This is a genomic window from Rhizobium sp. FKY42 (genome assembly GCF_005222835.1).
In the GTDB taxonomy this organism is placed as follows: domain Bacteria; phylum Pseudomonadota; class Alphaproteobacteria; order Rhizobiales; family Rhizobiaceae; genus Neorhizobium.
This window is the reverse complement of the sequence record NZ_STGA01000044.1, coordinates 195629-217963: the sequence shown is the minus strand read 5'-3', so window position 1 is coordinate 217963 and position 22335 is coordinate 195629. Positions and strand designations below refer to the sequence as shown.

The window sequence follows — 22335 nt, the reverse complement described above, 5'->3', positions numbered from 1 at the left end:
CCGTGGGCTCCTGTCAATTCGATGCGGCGTTGGCAGAGGTGATGGGCTTGATATGGTCGCCATCACGGACGAAAGCGCCCGCCTTGGCCACCACCTGGTCACCGACCTTCAGGCCGCCGAGGATCTGAACGAAGCCAGCCTCCTGAATGCCGATATCGAGTTTGACCTGCTTGACGACATTGCCTTGCACGAGACGGGCAAAGGAACCCTTGCGATCCGTTGTGACGGCGGACTGCGGAAGTGCCAGGCCACGGGTCTCTTTGATGGTGATTTCGGCATTCGCATACATGCCTACCTTGGCGGCACTCTCGTCATTCACAATAATGTGGACAGCGCCCAGGCGGGTTGTCTGATCGACCACGGGGGAAATGAGGCGGATTTTTCCGTCAAGCGCCTGGGTCGTCCCAGCCACTGTAACCTTCGCCGTCATACCTGCCTTCAGCCGACCTATTTCGCTCTCCGGCACATCAGCTACCAGTTCGACATCGCCATCACGGATCATGGTGAACAGCGGCGTGCCGCTGCCCGAGGCAATGGCCCCGACCTTTGCATCCTTTTTGGAGATGATGCCCGCAACCGGTGCCTTCACATCCGTGCGTTCCAGCTTGAGATTGATATCGTCGATCTGCGCCTGCACCACCTTGATATCAGCCTCACCGACGCTTATGGACTGCTTGGCCGCGTTCAGGCGCGCGATAGCCGCTTCTGCGGCTGCAGCCGTCTGTTCGACCTGTGCAGTGGAGGCAGTTCCGCTGCGGCTGAGGTTCTGCGTGCGGTCACGCTGGCGGATGGCATCATCGGCATTGGCCTGAGCCTCGATAACCTGCGCACGATATTGCGCAAGGCCCGCTTCTGCCTTCGCCTTGTTTGCCTGAAGCTGGCTCTTCTGCAGCAACAAACTGTCACTGTTCAGCTCTGCCACAACCTGGCCGGCATTCACCTTGTCACCGACATCAACCTTCAAGGACTTGATGGACAACCCATCGACCAGAGGCTGGACGTAGACTTCTTCTACGGCGCGGATGGTTCCGCTGGCGACCACGCTGTCCCTCAGGTCTCGTTCTGAGACCGTCGTCACGACAATGGCAGGCAGGTTGGATTTGTCTGCCTGTGTTGTGGCCTGTGCGGGCTTTTGCTCCTGCGCGGCAAGCGGCGAAATCAATGCCGTCGATGCCAAGGCAGCGATAAAGAGTGCACCCGATATTTTGCGAGAATTCATCATCCCGTCCGACCCATTTCTAAAACATGCTGCATGCAAATTGATAAGGCCGGACATGCCACGTTCGTGACTGATCTGCCTTCACCGCACCCCTTCGCGCCCGCCTGGTTTCCCCCCACACCTGCCGGCACTTGCTCTCAGGTGGTTACGCAAACAATGCGGCGCAAGGTCACCCCATAACAAAACGTAAGTGACTTTATCCATAGACAAGGAAAGGATCAATCAGCCGTAGTAAATGCAATAGATCGGGAAAATTGATGATTCAGCGGACGCGCGGTGTTTCCACCGCGCGTCACGCCTGTTTCAATGTGTGTTTACTTCAGGGCCGCCTTGGTGATGTCGAGCGTATAGGCGCCCGTCGGCTCCTTGGTGATGACCGGGTCAGAACCGCCACCCAGCAGCGTCTTTACGGTACGCTTGTAGTCGGCTTCGTCCAGAGCGCCGTTGGAGCCGGCCGTCAGCTTGGCCACTTCGCCCATCATGCGCTTCTGGTGCTTTTCAGTCTGTGCGCCGGAGGAGTCGTTTTCGAGAACGATACCGGCTGCTTCATCCGGGTTCTTCTCGGCGTATTTCCAGCCCTTCATGGAAGCGCGAACGAACTTGACCATCTTTTCCTTGAATTTCGGGTCTTTCAGCTTGTCTTCCAGGACATAAAGACCGTCTTCCAGCGTAGCGACGCCTTCGTCTTCATACTTGAAGGTCACAAGCTGTTCGGGCTTGATGCCCGCGTCGATAACCTGCCAGTATTCGTTATAGGTCATGGTGGAAATGCAGGCAGCCTGCTTCTGCAACAAAGGATCGACGTTGAAGCCCTGCTTCAGCACCTTCACGCCTTCTGCCGAGCCATCGGTCTTGATCTTCAGCGTGTTCATCCATGACAGGAAGGGATATTCGTTGCCGAAGAACCAGACGCCGAGCGTCTTGCCCTTGAAATCGGCTGGCTTGGTGATGCCGGTTTCCTTCAGGCAGGTCAGCATCATGCCGGATTTCTTGAAAGGCTGGGCAATGTTGACGAGCGGCACGCCCTTTTCGCGCGTTGCGAGTGCGGACGGCATCCAGTCGACGATGACATCAGCGCCGCCACCGGCCAGAACCTGCGGCGGAGCAATATCCGGGCCGCCCGGCTTGATATCGACGTCGAGACCTTCTTCCTTGTAGAAGCCCTTTTCCTTGGCGACGTAGTAACCGGCGAACTGGGCCTGCGTCACCCACTTCAGCTGCAGGGTTACCTTGTCGGCGGCGTGCGCCTGAAGGGCGGTGAGCGAAACGGCTGCTCCCAGCAGCAGCGATGCAATTTTCAGCGTCATGTCAGTTCCCTTTTTCTTTTGGTTGTTACGCCCGTCCCCCACGGACGGACGGATGCCAGAAGGTGACCCAGCGTTCTGCCAGTGCCACCAGACCGTAGAAGACCGAGCCAGCCACCGCGGCGACCGCGATTTCGGCCCAGACCATATCGATATTTGCGCGCCCCACCTCCGTGGAGATGCGAAAGCCCATGCCGACGATGGGCGTTCCGAAAAACTCCGCCACGATAGCGCCAATGAGGGCCAACGTGGAGTTGATTTTCAGCGCATTGAAAATAAACGGCCATGCGGCCGGAAGGCGCAGCTTGATCAGCGTCTGTCCCCAGTTTGCCGCATAGGTGCGCATCAGATCCCGCTCCATATGGCTGGCGGAGGCAAGACCCTGGACCGTGTTCACCAGCATGGGGAAGAAGGTCATGATGACGACCACCGCCACCTTGGAGGGCCAGTCGAAGCCGAACCACATGACCATGATCGGCGCGATGCCGACGACCGGAAGCGCCGAGACGAAATTGCCGATGGGCAGCAGGCCCTTTTGCAGGAACGGCGAACGATCGATCAGCAGCGCCACGGCAAAACCAAGCCCGCAGCCTGCGATATAGCCGGTGATGACGGATTTGAGGAACGTCTGCTGGAAATCTGCCCAGAGGACAGGGACCGAATTTATGAGCTTCACCCAGATGGCGCTGGGGGCCGGAAGAAGGATCGGCGGGATCTGGAAGCCATGCACCAGACATTCCCAGACCGCCAGCAAGGTTGCTCCGAAGATGACGGGAACGATGATGCCGATGGCCCGCTTTGCTTCAGTCGAGGATGGACGCTGGCGCACCAGCCACTCGTTCAGGGTCCAGGCGCCGATCCAGATGGCGAGCGCGGCAAGAATATATTCGTTCATGGCTTGGCTCCCATGCGCTTCAGCACCTGCGTATGGGCAAGGCCGATGATGGAAACCAGAATGGCTGCTAGTGCCGCCGCCATGAAGAGGGCAGCCCAGATCTGGATCGTCTGGCCGTAATAGGAGCCCGAGAGAAGACGGGCACCAAGTCCGGCGACCGCGCCGGTCGGCAGCTCACCGACGATTGCGCCGACCAGCGAGATGGCAATCGCCACCTTCAGCGAGGTGAACAGATAAGGCAGGGCGGCGGGCCAACGCAGCTTCCAGAAGGTTTGCGTGCGGCTGGCATTATAGGTGTGCATCAAATCCAGCAGCAGGACGTCAGGGCTGCGCAGGCCCTTCACCATGCCCACAACAATCGGGAAGAAGGAAAGATAGGTGGAAATCAGCGCCTTGGGCAGAAGACCTGAGATACCGATGGAGTTGAGAACCACGATGATCATCGGCGCAATGGCAAGGATCGGTATTGTCTGTGAGGCGATAACCCAGGGCATCAGCGACTTGTCCATCGCCCGGTTATGGACAATGCCAACCGCCAGCAGAATGCCAAGCACCGTGCCCATGCCGAATCCCATCAGCGTTGCCGATAGCGTTACCCAGGCATGGTAGACCAGGCTTCGCTTGGAGGTGATCGGCTTGGCAATGGTCGTGTCCCACAGTTCCGCAATGATCTGATGCGGAGCCGGCAGAATAGGCCGCTCCTGGGCGAAGGTCTGCGGGATGATTTCGCCCAGCGTAACCGTAGTGCCCGCACGCGCCGCCTGATCACGCACGAAAGGTGCATTCAGGTAGATCACGGCCACATGCCAGATGACGAGGATGACGGCGATAACCGTCAGCACCGGCAGGATGCGATCGCGAAAGAGAGAGGGCTCAGTGCTCGTCATAGCTATGCCCTGCCTTCAGCCCTTCGCGCACACGATGGGCGACTTCGAGAAATTCCGGCGTATCGCGAATATCCAGCGGGCGTTCACGTGGCAGCGGCGATTCAATCACATCCGTTACCCGGCCGGGGCGCGGGCTCATGACCACGATCTTGGTGGAAAGATAGACAGCTTCCGGAATTGAGTGGGTGACGAAGCAGATCGTCTTGTTGGTCCGGTCCCAGAGCTTCAGCAGCTGTTCGTTGAGGTGGTCGCGAACGATTTCGTCCAGCGCGCCGAATGGTTCATCCATCAGCAGCAGGTCGGCATCGAAGGCGAGCGCACGGGCGATGGAGGCACGCTGCTGCATGCCGCCGGACAATTGCCACGGATATTTCTTGCCGAAGCCGGAAAGGTTGACGAGATCGAGCGTGCGTTCCACCCGCTGCTTTTGTTCGGCACTGCTGTAGCCCATGATCTCGAGCGGCAGTGCAATGTTCTTTTCGATGGTGCGCCACGGGTAAAGTGCCGCCGCCTGGAAGACATAGCCGTAGGCTCGGGCAAGGCGGGCATTTTCCGGAGTCATTCCATTGATTTCGATCGATCCGCTCGTGTGCTTCTCAAGGTCGGCGATTACGCGCAGAAAGGTGGTTTTTCCGCACCCCGATGGTCCGATGAAGGAAACGAAATCGCCCTTGCGGATATCGAGATTGACATTGGTCAGTGCGTTCACCGGGCCATCATTGGTCTGAAATGTCAGGCCAAGATCGCGGGCGGTGACGACGGGTGTAGAGGAGGCGGTCATGGATGCGCCACTCCACGAGAGAGAGAAATAGTCAGTTGCATTTTATCTGTTATCTTCGCTGCAAATGCTTCGGTCGCGCCCCTTGGGTGAGCGGCGAGAAGCGTGGGGACCAGAGGGATTAAGGAGTTTGGAAATGGACGGATCATCGAAGCCCACCTGCCGGTTGGTGAAGCCGGGCAATACCTATGACGGCAAGCAGGGGCTTAGCTATTTTGAGGGAATTGCTGCAGAAACCGTGGGTTCGAAGGGCATCTGCATGCATATTCTCACCATGCCGCCCGGCGCGCGCGCCAAGGCGCATCTGCATGAGAACCATGAAACGGCGATCTATATGCTGGCTGGCAAGGCGGACACCTGGTACGGCGACAATCTGGAGCATCATGTGGTGGTGAGCGCGGGCGAGCTGTTTTATATCCCGGCAGGCGTTCCGCACTTTCCGGCCAATACCTCCGATGAACCGGCGACAGCCATCATTGCCCGCACGGACCCCAACGAACAGGAAAGCGTGGTGCTGCTGCCGGAGCTGGATGGGCTGGTGAAGATTTGAGATCCGTTCGCTACCAGAGACGTAGAGGGCACCCCCCTCTGCCTTGCCGCTGTTGGTCGAGCCACGCGTCTCGCCCCGTCCTTCGGACCCCACCTCAAGGGGGGAGATGGACTCGCGGCACCGTATCGTCCGCCCACGGTTATAGGCGGATTTTTGGCGAGCTCTTTGCGATATCGATTGAGTGAGCGGTAAACCGTTCTGCTGATCTCCCCCCTTGAGGGGGAGATGTCCGGCAGGACAGAGGGGGGTATCAATCACAGCCCGCACCAACATTGGCCGCCTCAAACCCCCGTTGCCGGAATGCCGGTGCGTTCCACCTTGCGCGGCGCAACCAGTTCCTTCCAGGTGGAAAGCGCCTTGTTGACGGCAGTGAAGGGCTCGCGCTTGACGAACTGGCCGTGACCCTCGCGCGTCTTTACCTGATCTTCCTCTATTGCCACGTAACCGCGGGTCAGCGTGAAGCGGGGCAGGCCGGTGACTTCCTTGCCCTCGAAGACGTTGTAATCAATGGAGGATTGCTGGCTCTTTGCCGAAATCGTCTTGGAGCGTTTTGGATCCCAGACCACCAGATCGGCATCCGCGCCCACCAGAACTGCGCCCTTCTTCGGATACATGTTGAGGATCTTGGCAATGTTGGTGGAGGTGACAGCCACGAACTCGTTCATGGTCAGGCGACCGGTCATGACGCCATAGGTCCACAGCATCGGCATGCGGTCTTCCAGGCCGCCGGTGCCGTTCGGGATCTTGGCGAAATTGCCGACGCCGAAGCGCTTCTGCTCCGTCGTAAAGGCGCAGTGATCGGTCGCCACACAGGACAGCGAACCGGATTGCAGGCCAGCCCAGAGGCTGTCCTGATGCTGCTTGTTGCGGAAGGGCGGCGACATGACGCGGCGGGCGGCATGGTCCCAATCCTTGTTGAAATATTCGCTCTCATCCAGCGTCAGGTGCTGGATCAGCGGCTCGCCATAGACCCGCATGCCCTTCTGGCGGGCGCGGCGAATGGCTTCGTGCGCCTGCTCGCACGATGTATGAACTACGTAGAGCGGAACGCCTGCCATATCGGCCAGCATGATGGCGCGGTTTGTCGCTTCGCCTTCCACTTCCGGTGGTCTGGAATAGGCATGGCCTTCCGGCCCGTCATTACCTTCTGCCAGAAGCTTGGCAGTCATGGAGGCAACGACATCGCCGTTTTCCGCATGCACCAGCGGCAGGGCACCCAGTTCCGCGCAACGCTGGAAAGAAGCGAACATCTCGTCATCATTCACCATAAGCGCACCCTTGTAAGCCATGAAGTGCTTGAAGGTGTTGATGCCCTTCTCCTGAACGATGATCTTCATCTCATTGAAGATGCGCTCGTTCCAGCCGGTGATTGCCATATGGAAGGAATAGTCTGCTGTGGCGCGGGAGGTCTTGTTGTCCCACATTTGAAGCGCTTCAAGGAGCGATTGATCCGGGGCAGGCAGACAGAAATCCACCACCATGGTGGTGCCGCCCGAAAGACCCGCGCGGGTGCCGCTTTCGAAATCATCGGCGGAATAGGTGCCCATGAAGGGCATTTCGAGGTGGACATGCGGATCGATGCCGCCCGGCATGACATAACAGCCGTCCGCATCCAGAACCGTATCGCCGGAAAGATCAGGGCCGATCTCGACAATCCTGCCCCCATCCACCTTGACGTCAGCCTTGTAAGTCAGGTCTGCCGTGACAATGGTACCATTCTTGATGACTGTGCTCATTGGTCTGCTCCCTCGATCTATTCTTCGTTGCTCAGGCGACGATCTCCGCCGTCTCCACCACCGCGTGGAACAGGACATCGCAGCCTGCGGCGGCCCATTCCTTGGAAATCTCTTCCGCCTCATTGTGGCTGAGGCCGCCGACGCAGGGGCACATGACCATGGTGGACGGCGCCACCTTGGCTGCCCAGCAGGCATCGTGGCCTGCGCCGGAAATGAGGTTCATGTGGCTGTAGCCCAGCTTTTCCGCCGCGTTGCGAACCCGCTCTACCAGAACCGGATCGAAGGTGACGGGATCGAAATGGCCGACCGCTTCCACCGAGCAGCCAACGCCAAGCGCCTCACAGATTTTGGCGGCTTCCGCCTCGATCTTGGCGCGCATGCGGTCCAGCTTTTCCTGTGAGGGCGTGCGCAGGTCGACGGTGAAGACCACCTTGCCCGGCAGCACGTTGCGGGAATTGGGCGTGAAGAAGGTCTGGCCAACACCGGCAACTGCGCCCGGCTGTTCAGACATGGCAACCTCCTGCACCATTTCCATGATGCGGCCAAAGGCGAGGCCCGCATTCACACGCATGTTCATGGGCGTGGAGCCGGTATGCGCTTCCTTGCCGGTCAACGTAAATTCCAGCCACCACAGGCCCTGGCAGTGCGTGACGACGCCGATCTGCTTGTTTTCGGCCTCGAGAATCGGGCCCTGTTCGATGTGATATTCGAAATAGGCGTGCATCTTGCGCGCGCCCACTTCTTCCTCGCCGAGCCAGCCGATGCGCTTCAGCTCATCGCCATAGGTCTTGCCGTCCGGGTCTTTGCGTCCATAGGCATAGTCCAGAGAATGGACGCCCGCAAAAACGCCAGAAGCCAGCATGGCCGGTGCGAAGCGCGCGCCTTCCTCATTGGCCCAGTTGGTGACGACGATCGGGTGCTTGGTCTTGATGCCAAGGTCGTTCATCGTGCGGATGACTTCGAGGCCTGCGAGAACGCCCAGCACGCCATCATATTTGCCGCCGGTTGGCTGTGTATCGAGGTGGCTGCCGACATAGACGGGCAGGGCATCCGGGTCGGTGCCGGGGCGGGTGGCGAACATGGTGCCCATCTTGTCCACGCCCATGGTCAGCCCTGCGGCCTCGCACCATTGCTGGAAAAGATGACGGCCTTCGCCATCGGCATCCGTCAGCGTCTGGCGGTTGTTGCCGCCCGCAATGCCGGGGCCAATCTTCGCCATATTCATCAACGAGTCCCAAAGCCTGTCGCCGTTCACGCGCAGGTTTTCGCCTGGTGCCGCCACCATACGTTCATTCCTTCATCTGTTTCAGCCGTTGGATCGTGCGATGCGGCTGCTGTTCCCTAATGGTCATCGCCCACCTTCTTTTGACATTCAGCGAGCCAGTGGCTTGCCTTTGCCGAGCGGGTCATTGATATTTGACCGATTGGTAAAAGCTTACAATTTCCACCGCCGCACTCAAGCGCAAAATCGCGCTGTCGATGAAAAAATGAACAAGTTTCCGGCAAGTCTTCTTGCGGGGTAAATTTTGTGCATATGCTCATGCGTTCTGCGGTGCGAGAGGGGCAAGGTAGAAGAATGATTCCACGGGCGGCCAAAACGCAGCGGCGGACGCGCATTCAGGAAGAGAAGGAGGAGAAAATCCTCGAGGCGGCCCTCGATATCTTCTCCGCACACGGTTTTCGCGGCGCGACGATTGACCAGATCGCAGAAGCGGCGGGCATGTCGAAGCCAAACCTTCTGTATTATTTCCGTACGAAGGAGGCCATCCACCGGGCGCTGCTGGACCGCATGCTCTTTACCTGGCTGGAGCCGTTGCGCGCCTTCGATTCGGAGGGCAATCCGGAAACGGAGATCCGCTCCTACATTCGCCGCAAGCTGGAAATGTCTCGCGATTATCCGCGCGAAAGCCGCCTCTTCGCCAATGAGATCATTCAAGGCGCGCAGCATATCGAGGATGGATTGAAGGGACCGCTGAAGGAACTGGTGGATGAAAAGGCGGAGGTGATCCGCGCCTGGATCAAGGCTGGCAAGATTGCCAAATGCGATCCCTATCACCTGATTTTCTCGATTTGGTCCACCACGCAGCACTACGCGGATTTCGATGTGCAGGTGCAGGCGGTGCTGGGAGACAAATCAGGCGAGGGCCGCTTTGAGGATGCCGCCCGTTTTCTGGAAGAACTGTTCCTGCGGGGGTTGGGGATCAGGTAGTCGAGGATGCCGAACCGATCTCACGCCATCGGCAGATGAAGCGTCGCGCCTGCTTTTTGCGCCGCAGCCGCCAATCGCTTGTCTCGTGTCCAAAGCGAGGTTCTTCTGTCCAGCAATGTGCTCGCAAGCAGATGGGCGTCAGTATAGCCAATCCCCATGCTGAAGATGGAGTGGCGAGTTATCAGCAGCATCACTTCGTCATGGGTGGCAACAACGGCTTTCCGCTGTGTTTCTAAAAGCTCAAGAACGCCCTCCCGATTCCGCAGGCTTCCAAGAGCAAGTTCTCCGATTACAAAGGGATGGCAAAGGAGTTGATCCGCTTCGATAATCCGGTTGAGTTCATCTTCGGTGGATCGAAAGTGGTCGATCCAGATAGACGTATCGACCAAAATCATTGCGCTGAATTAGCTCTGCGGCGTGGTGCCGCTTCCGCATCCGGCATGGTTCCACCCAATGCTGTGAGGCGCTTCCCCGCTTCTACCCGCACCAGTGTCTCCAAGGCTTGGCGCACGAGCCCCGCTGTTTCCTGAGTTCCAGTCAACGCGCGGGCTTTTTCGAGTAATTTATCATCGAGGTTGATGGTGGATCTCATATATTGACTCCAGTAAAGCCTCAAAAATAGCATCATTTGGTGCTAAATACTATGCCTAAGAAGTTGCCCTAGCTGGGAGCAGGATCGCGCCGCCGAAGCTTACTTGCGGGTGATCGAGCGATGAGCGGCAGACGCCTCTCGGCCCGAAGCGAACTAACGATCATTGAACAGTCGCCGCTGGAGCGAGCACGCGCGTAAGGAATTCGCGGAGAATGGGGGTGACCTGATCGCGAGGAAGGCGATGGCCGCCATCAAGCGCGTGAAATCTTACCGTGACACCTGCACGTTCAAGAGCCTCGGAAAATCGCTCAGCCTGATCGATAGATGCACGATCATCATATTTGCCGTGAAGAATTAGGGTTTCTGATCGGATGCTGTGAGCATGATAGAATGCAGACCGATCCAGAAATGCCTCGTCTGAGAGACCTGCTTCGTTCTGGATGGCTTGTTGTAGGCCTCGCGAACTGTTTTTGTATGCATCTCGCAAGTCATAGACGCCCCCAGTCAGAATGATGGCTTTAAGATCGTGCACCTTAGTTGCCACCATGGCGGATGCGACCGCCCCACGGCTGTTTCCATAAAGGACGATACGCTTTGGATCGACTAGCGGCTGCCGCTTGAGGAAATTCAATGCCGCCACAATTGTTTTTTGGGTAGCCGGTCCACAGAAGTCCGCCGGACCGTCCGATGCACCGAAGCCGGGTTGCGATACAGCGGCAGCTGTTACACCGAGGCGAGAGGAGAACCTGACAAGCGATCCATCATCGACCGCCTCCCTCCCACCTAAAAGAAGTCCTCCCTGATTGCCGTGGACGAACAGTATAGCTCCGCTCTGTTGGTCCGACCCATGCGCCTGGAATAGCTGGACACGAGCGCCATCGCCCCGATCTATGGTGTGTTCTGTTACCTCAGACATGGAGTCGTCCCCTTGCAACCGCTGACGAGGATAAGGTGGCAGGTCTCACTGTCAATGACCGCTTCTGGCGCCAAGTCGGTCGGCGCGCTTGTGCCAACAATCCAGAAATAAAACGGGGCACCACCATGCCCCGCCCAATCTCTCCCCCAATCCCGCTTACTCCGCGGCCACCTGGGCCATCGGGTTGTTGGGATGCGTGGTCCAGTTGGCGTAGGTGGGTTCAACCATCTTGCCGGTGCGCTGGTCCAGCGTTCCCGGTTCCAGACCCACCATGGTGATGCAGTTTTCGACCGGGCAGACGTTGACGCAGAGGTTGCAGCCCACGCATTCGTCTTCCATCACCTCGAAGTGGCGCACGCCATTGACCATGCTGGTGATTGCCTGGTGCGATGTATCCTCGCAGGCAATGTGGCAGCGGCCGCATTTGATGCAGGCATCCTGATCGATATGGGCTTTCGCCACATAATTGAGGTTCAGGTATTTCCAGTCGGTCACGTTGGGCACGGCGCGTCCGGTGATGTCGTCCAGCGAGCGGTGGCCCTTCTCATCCATCCAGTCGGAGAGGCCGGAGATCATTTCCTGAACGATCTTGAAGCCATAGGTCATGGCGGCGGTGCAGACCTGCACATTGCCAGCCCCCAGCACGAGGAACTCCGCCGCATCGCGCCAGGTCGTCACGCCGCCAATGCCGGAGATCGGCAGGCCATAGGTTTCCGGATCGCGGGCGATTTCTGAAACCATGTTGAGCGCGATGGGCTTCACCGCCGGGCCGCAATAGCCCCCGTGGCTGCCCTTGCCGCCAACGGTTGGCACCGGCGCGAAGTTATCGAGATCGACCGAAACGATGGAGTTGATCGTGTTGATCAGCGAAACGGCATCCGTGCCGCCGCGTTTTGCGGCACGCGCCGGGTTGCGGATATCGGTGATGTTCGGGGTCAGCTTGGTGATGACGGGCATGCGGGTATATTGCTTGCACCAGCGCACCACCATTTCGATATATTCCGGCACCTGACCGACGGCAGACCCCATGCCGCGCTCACTCATGCCGTGCGGACAGCCGAAGTTGAGCTCGATGCCATCGGCACCGGTTTCCTCCACCAGCGGCAGGATGGCCTTCCACTCTTCCTCCACGCAAGGCACCATGATCGATGCGATGAGCGCCCGATCCGGCCAGTTCATCTTCACCTGCTTCATTTCCTGCAGGTTGATTTGTAACGGACGGTCGGTGATCAGTTCGATATTGTTGAGGCCCAGAAGGCGGCGATCGGCCCCCCAGATGGCGCCGTAGCGCGGGCCGTTGACGTTGACGACGGGCGGGCCTTCGGAGCCCAGCGTCTTCCAGACTACGCCGCCCCAGCCCGCCTTGAAGGCGCGCTCGACGTTATAGGCCTTATCGGTCGGCGGGGCAGAGGCTAGCCAGAAGGGGTTCGGCGATTTGATGCCGACGAAATTATTGCGCAGATCAGCCATTGTTCAATCCTCCACCGGGTTCAAGCAACAGCCACAGCCGGTTGCCCGGCAACGGCAAAGGCGGAATGAATGGCTTCGGCGGCATCGCGCCCATGGGCCACGGCGGAAACGGTGAGATCTTCACCCCGGTTGACGCAATCGCCCCCGGCATAGACCCGTTCCATGGAGGTGCGACAGTGATCATCCACCACGATGCGGCCTTTCTCCATGGCCAGCGCGCCGAGGCCGCTTGCCTTGAAGGACTGGCCGATTGCCTTGAAGATCTGATCGGCGGCAATCACACCCGTTTCGCCGGTGCCGACGAGATGGCCGTCACGCAGGGCGGTATATTCCAGCTCGATGCCGGCAACCGCGCCATCCTTGCCGAGGATGCGCTTTGGGGCGAGCCAGTGGCGAATGGTGACGCCCTTGGAGGCGGCGAGATCCTGCTCGAATTCGGAAGCGTTCATATGCTCCTTGCCGCGGCGATAGCAGATGGTGACCTCTTCCGCGCCCAGGAGCTTGGCCTGCACGGCGGCATCAATAGCGGTCATGCCGCCGCCGAGAACCACGACGCGGCGGCCGATCGGCACATCCGCCTTGTTGTCTGCCTGACGCAGAAAAGCGATGAAATCCACCGCATCGTTTACGCCCGAAAGCTCTTCGCCTTCCAGCCCAAGACCGTTGACGCCCGCAAGGCCGATGCCGAGGAACACGGCGTCGTAATCCGCGGTCAGATCCTGAAGGGAGAAATCGCGGCCCAGCGCCTGGCCGTTGCGGATCTCGATGCCGCCGATGGCAAGCAGATAATCCACTTCCTTCTGGGCGAAGTCGTCCGTCGCCTTGTAGGTGGCGATACCATATTCGTTGAGGCCACCCGCCTTTTCGCGTGCGTCGAAAATCACCGCCGTGTGGCCGTGCATGGCGAGACGATGGGCGCAGGCGAGGCCCGCCGGACCCGCGCCGATGATAGCAATCGTCTTGCCGGTGGCCGCGCCGCGGTGGAAGAACTGGCGGTTCTGTTCCATCGCAATATCGGTGGCGTAACGTTGCAGGCGGCCGATATCGACCGGACGATCCTCTGCGGTGTTACGCACGCAGGCCTGTTCGCACAGCGTTTCGGTGGGACAGACGCGAGCGCACATGCCGCCCAGAATGTTTTGGGAGAAGATGGTGCGGGCAGCGCCCAAGGGGTTTGCTGTCGATATCTGCCGGATGAACAGCGGAATATCGATTTCGGTGGGACAGGCCGTCATGCACGGCGCGTCATGGCAAAAATAGCATCGGTCGGATGCCACCAGTGCTTCGTGCTTGTCGAAGCGCGGATGAAGATCTGAAAAATTCTGTTCGTACTCCGCGGGCGCCAGACGGCCTCCCGCGATACCGCTTCCCAGTCTGTGCATGTTGCTTCCCTCTTTTTTGGAATTTGTTACGCAACTGAAGAAAACGTAACACGGCCAAAAAATTTATCAATCGGTCAAATTTTGAGGAATTGGCAGAACGCAAGTCTGGCGAGGGAAAGGGAGGAGAGAGACTTGCGCGAGGCTTGTAGCATCGTGTTCCTGACCCTTGATCGGCATTGTCCGTTTGCTGCTCCGAGGTTATGCCTAATGCTTCATTAACGTGATTGCTGATGGAGTGCTGCGCATGACGGGAACACAGAAATCGCGGCACTATCTTGCCGAACATTATCAAACGCTTGGGCGCATCGATCTCAACTATCGCGAAACCAATCTTCTGGTGCGGGCGATCTATTCGTCCAAAGGCATGAAGAATTTTTCCACCATGCAGGTGCGCATCACCAAGCTTTCCACCGAAGGCGCGCTGTTGCACGGCCACTTGCTGGAATTCCTGCCGGAGCAGTTTTACCTTTGCCTGGGTGAGAAGGAAATTTTCATCACCTGCGCCAAGCGGCAGTTGAAGGACAACAAGATGGCGGTCGTCTTCGCGCAGCCGGAATCACCGGCCTTCGTGCAGGCGCTGGTTCGGGTTCGGACGCCGCTTAGCATGTTGAAGCGGTTGCGCGGCGACTGCGCGCCCGCCATCGAAGCCCGTATCACGTCACGTCATCGCGACTGAAGACACACGGCTATCAGCGCTGTTCACAGAGCTGTGCAGAAATATGATCCTTTTTATCAAGTTTAATCTTTACTCTTTTTGTCATGTTATCTATGGTCCGCCTCGCAGTGTCCACCAAGGGCAAGCATATAAAGACGAGGGAAGACGAGCCGTGGCAAAGAAGGACAAGCGCAAACCGGCAGGCAAGCAAGAGGGCAAGGCTTTGGCCAAGACCGCTCAGTTGCAAACGATCGAGAAGATCGACGATGCCACTGGCGTGAAAAGCTTTCTCTATGTCGGCGGCAGGGATTGCCAGGTGGCGCATTTGCGCGAGATTGCCGAAAGCTATGGGGCGGAACTCATCCACCACGATGGCGGTTTGAGAGAAGCCGTTTCGCGCATTGATACGCTGCTGCCTTCGGTAGACTGCGTTTTCTGCCCGATCGACTGTATCAGCCACGATGCATGCCTGCGGGTGAAGACCGGTTGCAAAAAGTTCAGCAAGGCTTTCATTCCTTTGAGAAATGGTTCGAAGTCGAGCCTCGAGCGGGCATTGCAGACCATGAAAGAACGGAACGCGTAAGCCATGAATCACGACAGCCGCGACGGCACTTTCTTCATCGGCCTTCACAAGCTTGCCCAGCAGAATGGCGATGGTCTCGTGCCGGAGCTTTATGAACTTCTCACACGCCGTCCGGATGAGCTGGAAGAAACCGACAAGATTGTTCGCTTCCCCATTGGCCGGACGCGTTTGCCTTATAGCGATGCGCCGGAAGAGACAGGTCGGGTTATTCCGCTGATGAGCCGGAAGGCGTGACGCGAGAGCGGTAATCTGTCTGCCATCGGGCTTCGTAACGAGGACAGTTTTCCCGTTGCGAAGTCCGGTTCATGCCATCCATCAGACATCTCATCTTCATTCTGGGCGACCAGTTGTCGCCAAATCTCGCCAGTCTTCACGATGCCGATCCGGCGCAGGATGTCATCCTGATGTGCGAGGTGATGGCGGAAGCAACCTATGTACGCCATCACAAGCTGAAGATCGCCTTCATCTTTTCCGCCATGCGCCATTTTGCCGAGGAGCTGCGCGAAAAAGGCTTCACCGTTCGCTATCGCCGCCTGGATGACGAGGGCAACAAGGGTTCCTTCCGTGAGGAGTTACGGGCCGCAGTGGCCGAGCTTTCGCCTTTGAGCGTGATTGTCACCGAGCCCGGCGAATGGCGCGTGCTGGAGGATATGAAAGGCTGGCGGCAATTGCTGGGCCTGGATGTCGATATCCGCGCCGACGACCGCTTCCTCTGTTCGCACAAGGAGTTTCGCGACTGGGCATCGGGCCGCAAGGAACTCACCATGGAGTTCTTTTATCGGGAGATGCGGCGCAAGACAGGTCTTCTGATGGAGGGAGACCACCCGGCGGGTGGACGCTGGAATTACGATGCCGAAAACAGGAAGCCTGCCAGCCCTGACCTCCTTCGCCCCAGGCACAAGAGCTTCAAGCCGGACGCGCTGTCCCAGGAGGTGATCACGCTGGTGGAGGAGCGGTTCAGCGATCATATTGGCAGGCTGGATCGTTTTGGCTTCGCGGTCACCCGCGCGCAGGCGGAAGAGATGCTTGCCGATTTTCTCAAGAGTTTTCTGCCGCAATTTGGCGAGACGCAGGACGCCATGCTGGTCGGCGATCCCTTCCTCAATCATTCGCTGATCTCCTTCTACATCAATATAGGTTTTCTGGACCCGCTGGCCATCTGCCGTGCGGCAGAGGAAGAGTATCGCGCTGGTCGTGCGCCCCTGAATGCGGTTGAAGGCTTCATTCGCCAGATCATCGGCTGGCGGGAATATGTGCGCGGCGTCTACTGGCTTAAAATGCCGGGCTATACGGAACTTAATTTCCTGGAGGCGAAACGCGCGCTGCCCGGTTTCTTCTGGACAGGCGAGACGGATATGAAGTGCCTTTCGACCGTGATTGGCGAGACCATTGATCACGCCTATGCGCACCACATCCAGCGGCTGATGATTACCGGAAATTTTGCGCTGCTGGCGGGCATTGATCCGTTTCAGGTGCATGAATGGTATCTGGAAGTCTATGCCGATGCCTATGAATGGGTGGAGGCACCCAATGTGATCGGCATGACGCAATTTGCTGATGGCGGAATTCTGGGCTCGAAACCCTATGCGGCCAGCGGCAATTACATTTCCAAGATGTCTGACTATTGCCAGCACTGCCGCTACGATGTGAAGAAGAAGGTCGGTGAGGGCGCTTGCCCCTTCAATGCCCTCTACTGGGATTTTCTCGATCGCAATGGCGAGAAGCTTTCCGGCAATCGGCGGCTGGCGCAGCCCTATGCCACCTGGCGGCGAATGAGCGATGAGCAGCGTGGCACCTACCGTAAAAGCGCGCAAGGCTTCCTCAAAAAGCTGGAAGCGAACGAGAAGGTGTAATGGCTGGAAAACCGGTCCTCTCCTTTCTGCGTAAAGCAGCATAGAACGTTTGAGGAGACCTTCGCATGTTTTCCATGACTTCGCTTCCGCAAGGCTACCGCGCGCTGGTTATTGGTGCGAGTGGCGGCATTGGCAGTGCGCTTTCCACCGTGCTGAAGGGTGACATTGGCTGTGGCGAAGTGGTTGCGCTCTCGCGCAGCGGCACCGGTCTTGATGTGACGAACGAGGAAAGTGTTGCGGCGGCAGTTGCACAGCTGGAAGGGCCGTTTCATCTGATCTTCTGTGCGACCGGCGGTCTGACTGTCGATGGTGTAGGCCCGGAGAAATCGCTGCGGCAGATTTCGGCAGAAGCGATGATGCGCCAGTTTGCGCTCAATGCCGTCGGTACGGCTCTCGTGACGAAATACTTCGCGCCGCTTCTGCCGAAAAAGGAGCGCGGGCTGATGGGCTTCCTCTCTGCCCGCGTCGGCTCCATTGGCGATAACAATCTTGGTGGCTGGATTTCCTATCGCGCTTCCAAGGCGGCGCTCAATCAGATCCTTCGCACCGCCTCGATTGAACTGGCGCGCACCAATCCGGAAGCGGTAATCGTGCCCCTGCATCCGGGTACGGTGGCGACATCGCTTTCAGAGAAATATTCCGGCGGACATGAGCGCACCGAGCCTGCGGTTGCTGCCACGAACCTGTTGACGGTGCTGAACGGTCTCGCTCCGCAGCAATCTGGCCAGTTCTTTGCCTATGACGGATCACGGATCGAGTGGTGATGCTTCAGGTCACCAATATCGCAATTTGAATGACATAGGCGATTGCGACCGCCGTGGTAATGCGAACGCGCATGGTGAAGTACCAGGGTGCCTCGCGCCCCTCCGCATCAATCCGGCGGTCCACCTCCAGCAAGGCCAGGAAGATGATGAGCTGAAGACCTGTCGCGACAAGCTGCGACGGGACAAGCAAAGACGCCCAGGTGGCCAGCGCGAGAAGATTGCTCGCCACAATCGGAAGTACTGGCGGATCACGGTCGCGTTGCGTCAAACCCCAGAGCGTGCCAGCCATGAAGGAAGCGATGACTGCGCCATAGGTCAAGAACGCGTGGAAACGAATATCCGGCGCGATGAAGCCGGGGATCAGCAGGAGGTAGAAGGGTAGGGCGCCGCTAAAGGTCAGGCTTTGAGTAAGGCGCTTCGTCGACATCAGGCGGTTTCCATTTGCAAGAGGAGTGCGTCTGCCAGAGCGTTGGCGCTGAGAAATGCCGCTTCGACGCGGTTGCCGAGGCACCAGTCCCCGCAGGCCGCAAGATGGCGGTCCATATCCAGCAGGAACGGTTCCCCCAGCGGCGTTTCTACATTGGCGTAACGCCAGCGGTGGAGGACAGGAGGGGCGATAAGAGCGTTCCTGACCGCAGGTAACAATGCTTCCAATGCGGCAATCATCCGCGCTTGCACCTGTTCCGGCGGCTCCTCCAGATTGGTATCAGACCAACGATTGTTGGCATGCACGACGAGATGATTGCCCGCCTCACGGCCCGGTTTGGTATTGTTGTGGGCGATCCAGCCAAGGATCGGATGAGAAATCTGGGCCGCCGCAAACGGGAGATCGATGTCCGGTTTCAGCTGGAGCATCAGGGTAAAACAGCCGTTCATGCGGACACCTTCAAGTGCCTCCTGATTGGCAGGATGAAGCGGCAGCAGGCAGGCGGTTTGCGGGGCAGGGGCGGTCGAAACCACCCAATCAAACCTGCCCTCGACGCTGCCGTGATCGCAATCGAGCTTCCAGTCGCCGACCTTGCCTTCAAGTGCGATCGCCCGCGTTTCGAATTGAACTTTCAACGGTTTCGCCAGCCACTTCGCCAGCCTCGACATGCCGGGCACTGCCACGATGCGCGGTGAGCGGTCTTCGCGTTCCTCCAACACGCCCGTTGCGGTCAGGTGGTGAACCGGCCTGCTCCAGGTCTCGATGATACCCTCATCAAGGGCCGGTTCGAGAAGTGCATGAAAAGCGGCATCCCGAATGGTAAAGTATTGCGCTCCGTGATCGAAACTCACGCCGTCCTTGTGGCGGGTGGCCATGCGCCCGCTGGTGCCGCGGCTTTTCTCCAAGACCAGAACGTCAGCATGCTCATCGAGTCGCCGTGCCAACGTAACGCCCGCCAGTCCTGCGCCGATGATAGCGATACGAGGCCTTGTCATGACGCGCTTCCTTTCGAGGTTCGGCAGCGGTCAGAACAATATTTGACATTCTCCCAGTCTCGCTCCCATTTTTTGCGCCAGGAAAAGGGACGCCCGCAGGTGATGCAGATTTTGGAAGGCAGGTTTTGTTTCTTGATCTGCTTGGCCACGCAGGTCTCGCTTGTTGCTCGTCATACCGTCACACAATGGTGATTACGGCCTGGGGCTGACAGCGGATCAGGAATCAGGCGAGCTTGCTCAGACCGCGAAACTGCTTGTGATAGACGCTGGGGGTCGTGCCATAGCAGGATCTTATCCAGCGCGTGAGATGGCTCTGGTCTACGAAACCACAAAGCGCTGCGACCTGGGCCGGAGGATGTTGCCGCAGCAGCATCTTGGCGCGGGCCGTCCGGCGCGCCTGTATGTAAACATGCGGCGTGACCCCGACATGTGCGCGGAACAGGCGCAGAAAGTGGAACTTGCTGAGGTCGAGTTGCTGCGAGAGGGTTTCCAGTTCCAGGGAGGAGACCAGATTGTCTTCAATGTAGCTGCGGATCGTGGTGATACGTGCATCCTCGATTTCAGGATCAGGAACTTCGCGGGAGAGGAAGAGCGCTGTGCATTGATGGAGAAATTCCGTCAGGCGTGCATGCCAGACAGCCTTCTCCCGTGTTGCATCCAGTATTGCCAGCTGTTCCGTAAGGCGTCGTGCAATCGAATGATTGTAGAGCACGGGCATCGGGAACCGAAAACCTGGAGGTGCTATGCTTTCCATAGCCTCGGCAGGCACATGGAGGGTCTGATACTGGACGCTGTGCCCCTTCAAGGCTTCCGCCGAGCTCAGTTCACCCGGATTAAGGAAGGTGATCGAACCGGCCGGGACAACATGATCGATCCCCTGATGGATGAATGACTGTACACCGGTGAGGACAATCCCAATCACAAACCCCTCATGGGCATGGGTGGCGAAGCTCGTTCGTGCAATACGGGCATCGAACCTCTCTACTTCCGGCCAATGACGCTGGCAGCGCAGCTGGGAGCTTTCCTTGAAGATTGTGCGAGATATATTCATTATATCCTCTGCCGCTCGACCCGTGGGTGAATTGGATTATAGTATTTATTCTTGCGAACTTTGGTTGCTGACCGTCCTCACTTGCAGACGGCAACATCTAAGCCTAAAAATTCTCATGAATTTGGTGAGCCAGAACTGCTCGTGTTTCAAACGAGTTCTATTGAACACAGTCTTCAATTTTATTTCTATTAAGGTTCGCCTTGGCGTCTGTTAGCCTCAAGGCTTCAGAAAGATCTGCATTTGGCGAGGGTTGAGGCCGTTCAAATTTCGCCCTTCGACGATCTGGAGCGGGCTTGTTACCTCTCCGAGTGCAAGCAGGCTCTTCTGGAAATTTGCGCTGTTATCGACGGTAACCGCTGCAAAAGCACAGGAGGCTCGGTGAAATGCTGCTGCTGCATCATCGGCAGCCAGGCGTTGCATGCCTGTACCCAGACGAAAGACGAGGCTGGGCTCCTCGTAACCGACGCTGAGAATGGTGGGCGCCGGGCAGGTGACCATCTTTTTTGCTGCATCGGCGATGCGATCCGTCAGCCAAAGGCGTTCGGCACCTGGCAGGATTATGGCGAATGCCAAAATGTAAGCCAGACCGGCAGAAGCAATGGAGGCGGCGATCCCCTCCCGCATCCTGCTTGCCACCATGAGACGCCAGGCCGCAACGGCCACCAGGGCAAGTGCGCAGCCGAGCGCGATCCCGAGCCAGGATATCCTGTGTTCCGAGACATAGAAAACCGCGTTCAGGGCGATTGCAAGCAAGAGACCGAGCGCGGCGATGCCAACATAGGTGAACCGGAACCAGCGGCTTTCTGTCCGCAGGCCTTTGTCTGTCAGGGCAAGGCCGGTCAATACGGCCAGGGCGGGCATCATGGGCAGGATATAGTTCGGCAGTTTTGTTGCGATTAATTCGAAGATCAACCAGGCGGGAACCGCCCAGAAGAAAAGGAAGCGCACTTCAGGTCTTGTTCGCTGTGTCCAGCCCCAGAGAATGGCAAGCGAGGCAAAGATGGAGAGGGGCCAGAAGGTGCCGAGGCCAACGAGGAGATAGGTTCCGGGTGGCGCGCCATGACCTTCCTGTCCTGTCGCGACCTTGCCCAGCATGTCGTGACCGATGGACTGTGCAAAAAAAGCACCTTTGGAAATCCAGCCAATTGCGGCGAGCCAGGGAAGGACCACCAGCAGATAGACCAGGAGGCCGCGTACGGGCGAGAGTGCACGGATCAGCGACAGGTTTCGCTCGGCCGCCGTTAACCCGAGGATGGTGAGCCCCGCAATCATGGGCGCAACCGGACCTTTTATCAGTGTGCCCAAGCCAAGCGCTATCCAGAACAGCCCGTTGCGCCACAGAACCTGCCTGCGCTGCGGGTCGAGATAGGCGTAGGCGAGCCCGAATTGCGACGCGACAATCGTGGCGCAGAGCATGGCATCTGTCTTGCCGATGCGTGCTTCGAAGGAGAGTTCGACCGTGCTTGCGGCCAGAAGGCCAGCAATGAGGCCTGCCTTCGGTCCACCCATTCGTGTTGCAATGGCATAGGTGAAAAAGGCCGTGAGAAAGGCGCCTAAGAGGGAGGGCAGGCGATAGATCCACAAAGGGCTGGCAGCCCCTTCGCCAAATATCTGCGTTGACAGGCCTTGGAGCCAATAGATGCCGACCGGCTTTTTGTAGCGGGGCTCCTGCTGGAAGCGGATATCGACCCAGTCGCCTGTTTCCAGCATTTGCCGACTGGCCTGAACATAGAGCGCCTCATCGCGATCCGTCAGTGGCATCAGGTTGATGCCGGGTGCGAACAGGAAGAGGCTGACAAGGCCGATGATGATGAGGTTGAGGACATGCCGACGCCACTCGACAGCTATTTCCTCGGCTCTCGCAGGCGACGAGCTGGAGGGCATGGGAAACGCACCGGCATCTCCCGCTTCCCCTGAGGATTTAACGCCGAAATCGATCTTCATGGCTGCCGGTAACTCCCATCCGGCGCCTGACTACCGGGTGATTATGTCAAACTGATTGCATGCACAAGGAATGCTCTGGGCGGATTGGCGAGGCCGCCTGGTCATCGTAGTGGCCGCTCGATCAA

24 protein-coding genes are annotated in these 22335 nt (G+C 58.3%); 7 read left to right on the top strand and 17 right to left on the bottom strand.

The window, feature by feature from the left end; genetic code table 11:
• Window positions 1–13: 13 nt before the first annotated feature.
• The 5 genes from E8M78_RS17260 to E8M78_RS17240 form a co-directional block, all read right to left on the bottom strand.
• The gene (locus E8M78_RS17260; protein WP_137136216.1) at window positions 14–1219 is read right to left on the bottom strand and encodes an efflux RND transporter periplasmic adaptor subunit; all 1206 of its coding nucleotides are present in this window, start codon (window positions 1217–1219) and stop codon (window positions 14–16) included.
• A 314-nt stretch (window positions 1220–1533) separates the two neighbouring features.
• Window positions 1534–2526, bottom strand: coding sequence for an ABC transporter substrate-binding protein (locus E8M78_RS17255; RefSeq protein ID WP_137136215.1), 993 nt, complete (start codon window positions 2524–2526; stop codon window positions 1534–1536).
• A gap of 25 nt (window positions 2527–2551) precedes the next feature.
• Window positions 2552–3418: an ABC transporter permease gene (locus E8M78_RS17250; RefSeq protein WP_137136214.1), complete on the bottom strand. Its 867-nt coding sequence runs from the start codon at window positions 3416–3418 to the stop codon at window positions 2552–2554.
• Window positions 3415–4305 (bottom strand): ABC transporter permease, encoded by an 891-nt coding sequence (locus tag E8M78_RS17245; protein ID WP_137136213.1) that lies wholly within the window; start codon window positions 4303–4305, stop codon window positions 3415–3417. Before E8M78_RS17245 ends, E8M78_RS17250 begins: the two co-directional genes overlap by 4 nt.
• Window positions 4292–5086: an ABC transporter ATP-binding protein gene (locus tag E8M78_RS17240; protein WP_137136212.1), complete on the bottom strand. Its 795-nt coding sequence runs from the start codon at window positions 5084–5086 to the stop codon at window positions 4292–4294. Before E8M78_RS17240 ends, E8M78_RS17245 begins: the two co-directional genes overlap by 14 nt.
• Window positions 5087–5219: 133 nt before the next feature.
• Between E8M78_RS17240 and E8M78_RS17235 the strand changes: the two genes are divergently transcribed.
• Window positions 5220–5633: a cupin domain-containing protein gene (locus E8M78_RS17235; protein ID WP_137136211.1), complete on the top strand. Its 414-nt coding sequence runs from the start codon at window positions 5220–5222 to the stop codon at window positions 5631–5633.
• Window positions 5634–5914: 281 nt separating this feature from the next.
• On the opposite strand, the gene hydA is transcribed toward E8M78_RS17235, so the two are convergent.
• Window positions 5915–7369 (bottom strand): dihydropyrimidinase, encoded by a 1455-nt coding sequence (gene hydA / locus E8M78_RS17230; RefSeq protein WP_137136210.1) that lies wholly within the window; start codon window positions 7367–7369, stop codon window positions 5915–5917.
• 31 nt (window positions 7370–7400) lie between these two features.
• The gene (locus E8M78_RS17225) at window positions 7401–8654 is read right to left on the bottom strand and encodes a Zn-dependent hydrolase (protein WP_137136209.1); all 1254 of its coding nucleotides are present in this window, start codon (window positions 8652–8654) and stop codon (window positions 7401–7403) included.
• 291 nt (window positions 8655–8945) lie between these two features.
• On the opposite strand from E8M78_RS17225, the gene E8M78_RS17220 reads away from it, so the two are divergent.
• Window positions 8946–9578, top strand: a complete 633-nt coding sequence (locus E8M78_RS17220) for a TetR family transcriptional regulator C-terminal domain-containing protein (protein ID WP_137136208.1) — start codon at window positions 8946–8948, stop codon at window positions 9576–9578.
• A gap of 20 nt (window positions 9579–9598) precedes the next feature.
• Here the strand turns inward: E8M78_RS17220 and E8M78_RS17215 are convergent, their stop codons facing one another.
• The 5 genes from E8M78_RS17215 to E8M78_RS17195 form a co-directional block, all read right to left on the bottom strand.
• Window positions 9599–9973, bottom strand: a complete 375-nt coding sequence (locus tag E8M78_RS17215; protein ID WP_137136207.1) for a type II toxin-antitoxin system VapC family toxin — start codon at window positions 9971–9973, stop codon at window positions 9599–9601.
• Window positions 9970–10170, bottom strand: coding sequence for a type II toxin-antitoxin system VapB family antitoxin (locus tag E8M78_RS17210; protein ID WP_137136206.1), 201 nt, complete (start codon window positions 10168–10170; stop codon window positions 9970–9972). Before E8M78_RS17210 ends, E8M78_RS17215 begins: the two co-directional genes overlap by 4 nt.
• Before the next feature lie 160 nt (window positions 10171–10330).
• Entirely contained in the window at window positions 10331–11086 is a 756-nt protein-coding gene (locus E8M78_RS17205) for an alpha/beta fold hydrolase (RefSeq protein WP_137136205.1), read from the bottom strand.
• A 156-nt stretch (window positions 11087–11242) separates the two neighbouring features.
• Window positions 11243–12556 (bottom strand): NAD-dependent dihydropyrimidine dehydrogenase subunit PreA, encoded by a 1314-nt coding sequence (gene preA / locus E8M78_RS17200; RefSeq protein WP_137136204.1) that lies wholly within the window; start codon window positions 12554–12556, stop codon window positions 11243–11245.
• A gap of 20 nt (window positions 12557–12576) precedes the next feature.
• Complete coding sequence (locus tag E8M78_RS17195) at window positions 12577–13938, bottom strand: NAD(P)-dependent oxidoreductase (RefSeq protein ID WP_137136203.1); 1362 nt, start codon at window positions 13936–13938, stop codon at window positions 12577–12579.
• A 244-nt stretch (window positions 13939–14182) separates the two neighbouring features.
• Between E8M78_RS17195 and E8M78_RS17190 the strand changes: the two genes are divergently transcribed.
• From E8M78_RS17190 to E8M78_RS17170, 5 genes are all read left to right on the top strand, one after another.
• Window positions 14183–14614, top strand: coding sequence for a hypothetical protein (locus tag E8M78_RS17190; protein ID WP_137136202.1), 432 nt, complete (start codon window positions 14183–14185; stop codon window positions 14612–14614).
• A gap of 151 nt (window positions 14615–14765) precedes the next feature.
• Window positions 14766–15176: a DUF2325 domain-containing protein gene (locus E8M78_RS17185; RefSeq protein ID WP_137136201.1), complete on the top strand. Its 411-nt coding sequence runs from the start codon at window positions 14766–14768 to the stop codon at window positions 15174–15176.
• A 3-nt stretch (window positions 15177–15179) separates the two neighbouring features.
• Window positions 15180–15410, top strand: a complete 231-nt coding sequence (locus E8M78_RS17180) for a hypothetical protein (protein ID WP_137136200.1) — start codon at window positions 15180–15182, stop codon at window positions 15408–15410.
• 71 nt (window positions 15411–15481) lie between these two features.
• A complete protein-coding gene (locus E8M78_RS17175; protein WP_170973455.1) occupies window positions 15482–17029 on the top strand; it encodes a cryptochrome/photolyase family protein in 1548 nt (515 codons plus the stop codon).
• 74 nt (window positions 17030–17103) lie between these two features.
• Complete coding sequence (locus E8M78_RS17170; protein ID WP_137136314.1) at window positions 17104–17793, top strand: SDR family NAD(P)-dependent oxidoreductase; 690 nt, start codon at window positions 17104–17106, stop codon at window positions 17791–17793.
• Between the two features lie 4 nt (window positions 17794–17797).
• Here E8M78_RS17170 and E8M78_RS17165 read toward each other — a convergent pair whose 3' ends face one another.
• The 5 genes from E8M78_RS17165 to E8M78_RS17145 form a co-directional block, all read right to left on the bottom strand.
• The gene (locus tag E8M78_RS17165; RefSeq protein ID WP_137136199.1) at window positions 17798–18220 is read right to left on the bottom strand and encodes a DUF3429 domain-containing protein; all 423 of its coding nucleotides are present in this window, start codon (window positions 18218–18220) and stop codon (window positions 17798–17800) included.
• On the bottom strand, window positions 18220–19215 hold the full coding sequence (locus E8M78_RS17160; protein ID WP_137136198.1) for an FAD-dependent oxidoreductase: 996 nt from the start codon (window positions 19213–19215) through the stop codon (window positions 18220–18222). The genes E8M78_RS17165 and E8M78_RS17160 overlap by 1 nt, the downstream gene beginning before the upstream one ends.
• Window positions 19212–19364 carry a DUF2256 domain-containing protein gene (locus tag E8M78_RS17155; RefSeq protein ID WP_170973454.1) on the bottom strand — a complete coding sequence of 51 codons (153 nt, stop codon included), beginning with the start codon at window positions 19362–19364 and terminating at the stop codon, window positions 19212–19214. Before E8M78_RS17155 ends, E8M78_RS17160 begins: the two co-directional genes overlap by 4 nt.
• 74 nt (window positions 19365–19438) lie before the next feature.
• Window positions 19439–20266 (bottom strand): AraC family transcriptional regulator, encoded by an 828-nt coding sequence (locus E8M78_RS17150; protein WP_137136197.1) that lies wholly within the window; start codon window positions 20264–20266, stop codon window positions 19439–19441.
• Window positions 20267–20482: 216 nt separating this feature from the next.
• On the bottom strand, window positions 20483–22210 hold the full coding sequence (locus tag E8M78_RS17145) for a glycosyltransferase family 39 protein (protein ID WP_137136196.1): 1728 nt from the start codon (window positions 22208–22210) through the stop codon (window positions 20483–20485).
• Window positions 22211–22335 lie beyond the last annotated feature (125 nt).

Excerpts from the sequence above, each read along its gene's own strand:
- E8M78_RS17260 (WP_137136216.1), bottom strand. The coding sequence starts at position 1,219 with ATGAATTCTCGCAAAATATCGGGTGCACTCTTTATCGCTGCCTTGGCA.
- E8M78_RS17255 (WP_137136215.1), bottom strand. The coding sequence starts at position 2,526 with ATGACGCTGAAAATTGCATCGCTGCTGCTGGGAGCAGCCGTTTCGCTC.
- E8M78_RS17250 (WP_137136214.1), bottom strand. The coding sequence starts at position 3,418 with ATGAACGAATATATTCTTGCCGCGCTCGCCATCTGGATCGGCGCCTGG.
- E8M78_RS17245 (WP_137136213.1), bottom strand. The coding sequence starts at position 4,305 with ATGACGAGCACTGAGCCCTCTCTCTTTCGCGATCGCATCCTGCCGGTG.
- E8M78_RS17240 (WP_137136212.1), bottom strand. The coding sequence starts at position 5,086 with ATGACCGCCTCCTCTACACCCGTCGTCACCGCCCGCGATCTTGGCCTG.
- E8M78_RS17235 (WP_137136211.1), top strand. The coding sequence starts at position 5,220 with ATGGACGGATCATCGAAGCCCACCTGCCGGTTGGTGAAGCCGGGCAAT.
- hydA (WP_137136210.1), bottom strand. The coding sequence starts at position 7,369 with ATGAGCACAGTCATCAAGAATGGTACCATTGTCACGGCAGACCTGACT.
- E8M78_RS17225 (WP_137136209.1), bottom strand. The coding sequence starts at position 8,654 with ATGGTGGCGGCACCAGGCGAAAACCTGCGCGTGAACGGCGACAGGCTT.
- E8M78_RS17220 (WP_137136208.1), top strand. The coding sequence starts at position 8,946 with ATGATTCCACGGGCGGCCAAAACGCAGCGGCGGACGCGCATTCAGGAA.
- E8M78_RS17215 (WP_137136207.1), bottom strand. The coding sequence starts at position 9,973 with ATGATTTTGGTCGATACGTCTATCTGGATCGACCACTTTCGATCCACC.
- E8M78_RS17210 (WP_137136206.1), bottom strand. The coding sequence starts at position 10,170 with ATGAGATCCACCATCAACCTCGATGATAAATTACTCGAAAAAGCCCGC.
- E8M78_RS17205 (WP_137136205.1), bottom strand. The coding sequence starts at position 11,086 with ATGTCTGAGGTAACAGAACACACCATAGATCGGGGCGATGGCGCTCGT.
- preA (WP_137136204.1), bottom strand. The coding sequence starts at position 12,556 with ATGGCTGATCTGCGCAATAATTTCGTCGGCATCAAATCGCCGAACCCC.
- E8M78_RS17195 (WP_137136203.1), bottom strand. The coding sequence starts at position 13,938 with ATGCACAGACTGGGAAGCGGTATCGCGGGAGGCCGTCTGGCGCCCGCG.
- E8M78_RS17190 (WP_137136202.1), top strand. The coding sequence starts at position 14,183 with ATGACGGGAACACAGAAATCGCGGCACTATCTTGCCGAACATTATCAA.
- E8M78_RS17180 (WP_137136200.1), top strand. The coding sequence starts at position 15,180 with ATGAATCACGACAGCCGCGACGGCACTTTCTTCATCGGCCTTCACAAG.
- E8M78_RS17175 (WP_170973455.1), top strand. The coding sequence starts at position 15,482 with ATGCCATCCATCAGACATCTCATCTTCATTCTGGGCGACCAGTTGTCG.
- E8M78_RS17170 (WP_137136314.1), top strand. The coding sequence starts at position 17,104 with ATGACTTCGCTTCCGCAAGGCTACCGCGCGCTGGTTATTGGTGCGAGT.
- E8M78_RS17165 (WP_137136199.1), bottom strand. The coding sequence starts at position 18,220 with ATGTCGACGAAGCGCCTTACTCAAAGCCTGACCTTTAGCGGCGCCCTA.
- E8M78_RS17160 (WP_137136198.1), bottom strand. The coding sequence starts at position 19,215 with ATGACAAGGCCTCGTATCGCTATCATCGGCGCAGGACTGGCGGGCGTT.
- E8M78_RS17150 (WP_137136197.1), bottom strand. The coding sequence starts at position 20,266 with ATGAATATATCTCGCACAATCTTCAAGGAAAGCTCCCAGCTGCGCTGC.
- E8M78_RS17145 (WP_137136196.1), bottom strand. The coding sequence starts at position 22,210 with ATGAAGATCGATTTCGGCGTTAAATCCTCAGGGGAAGCGGGAGATGCC.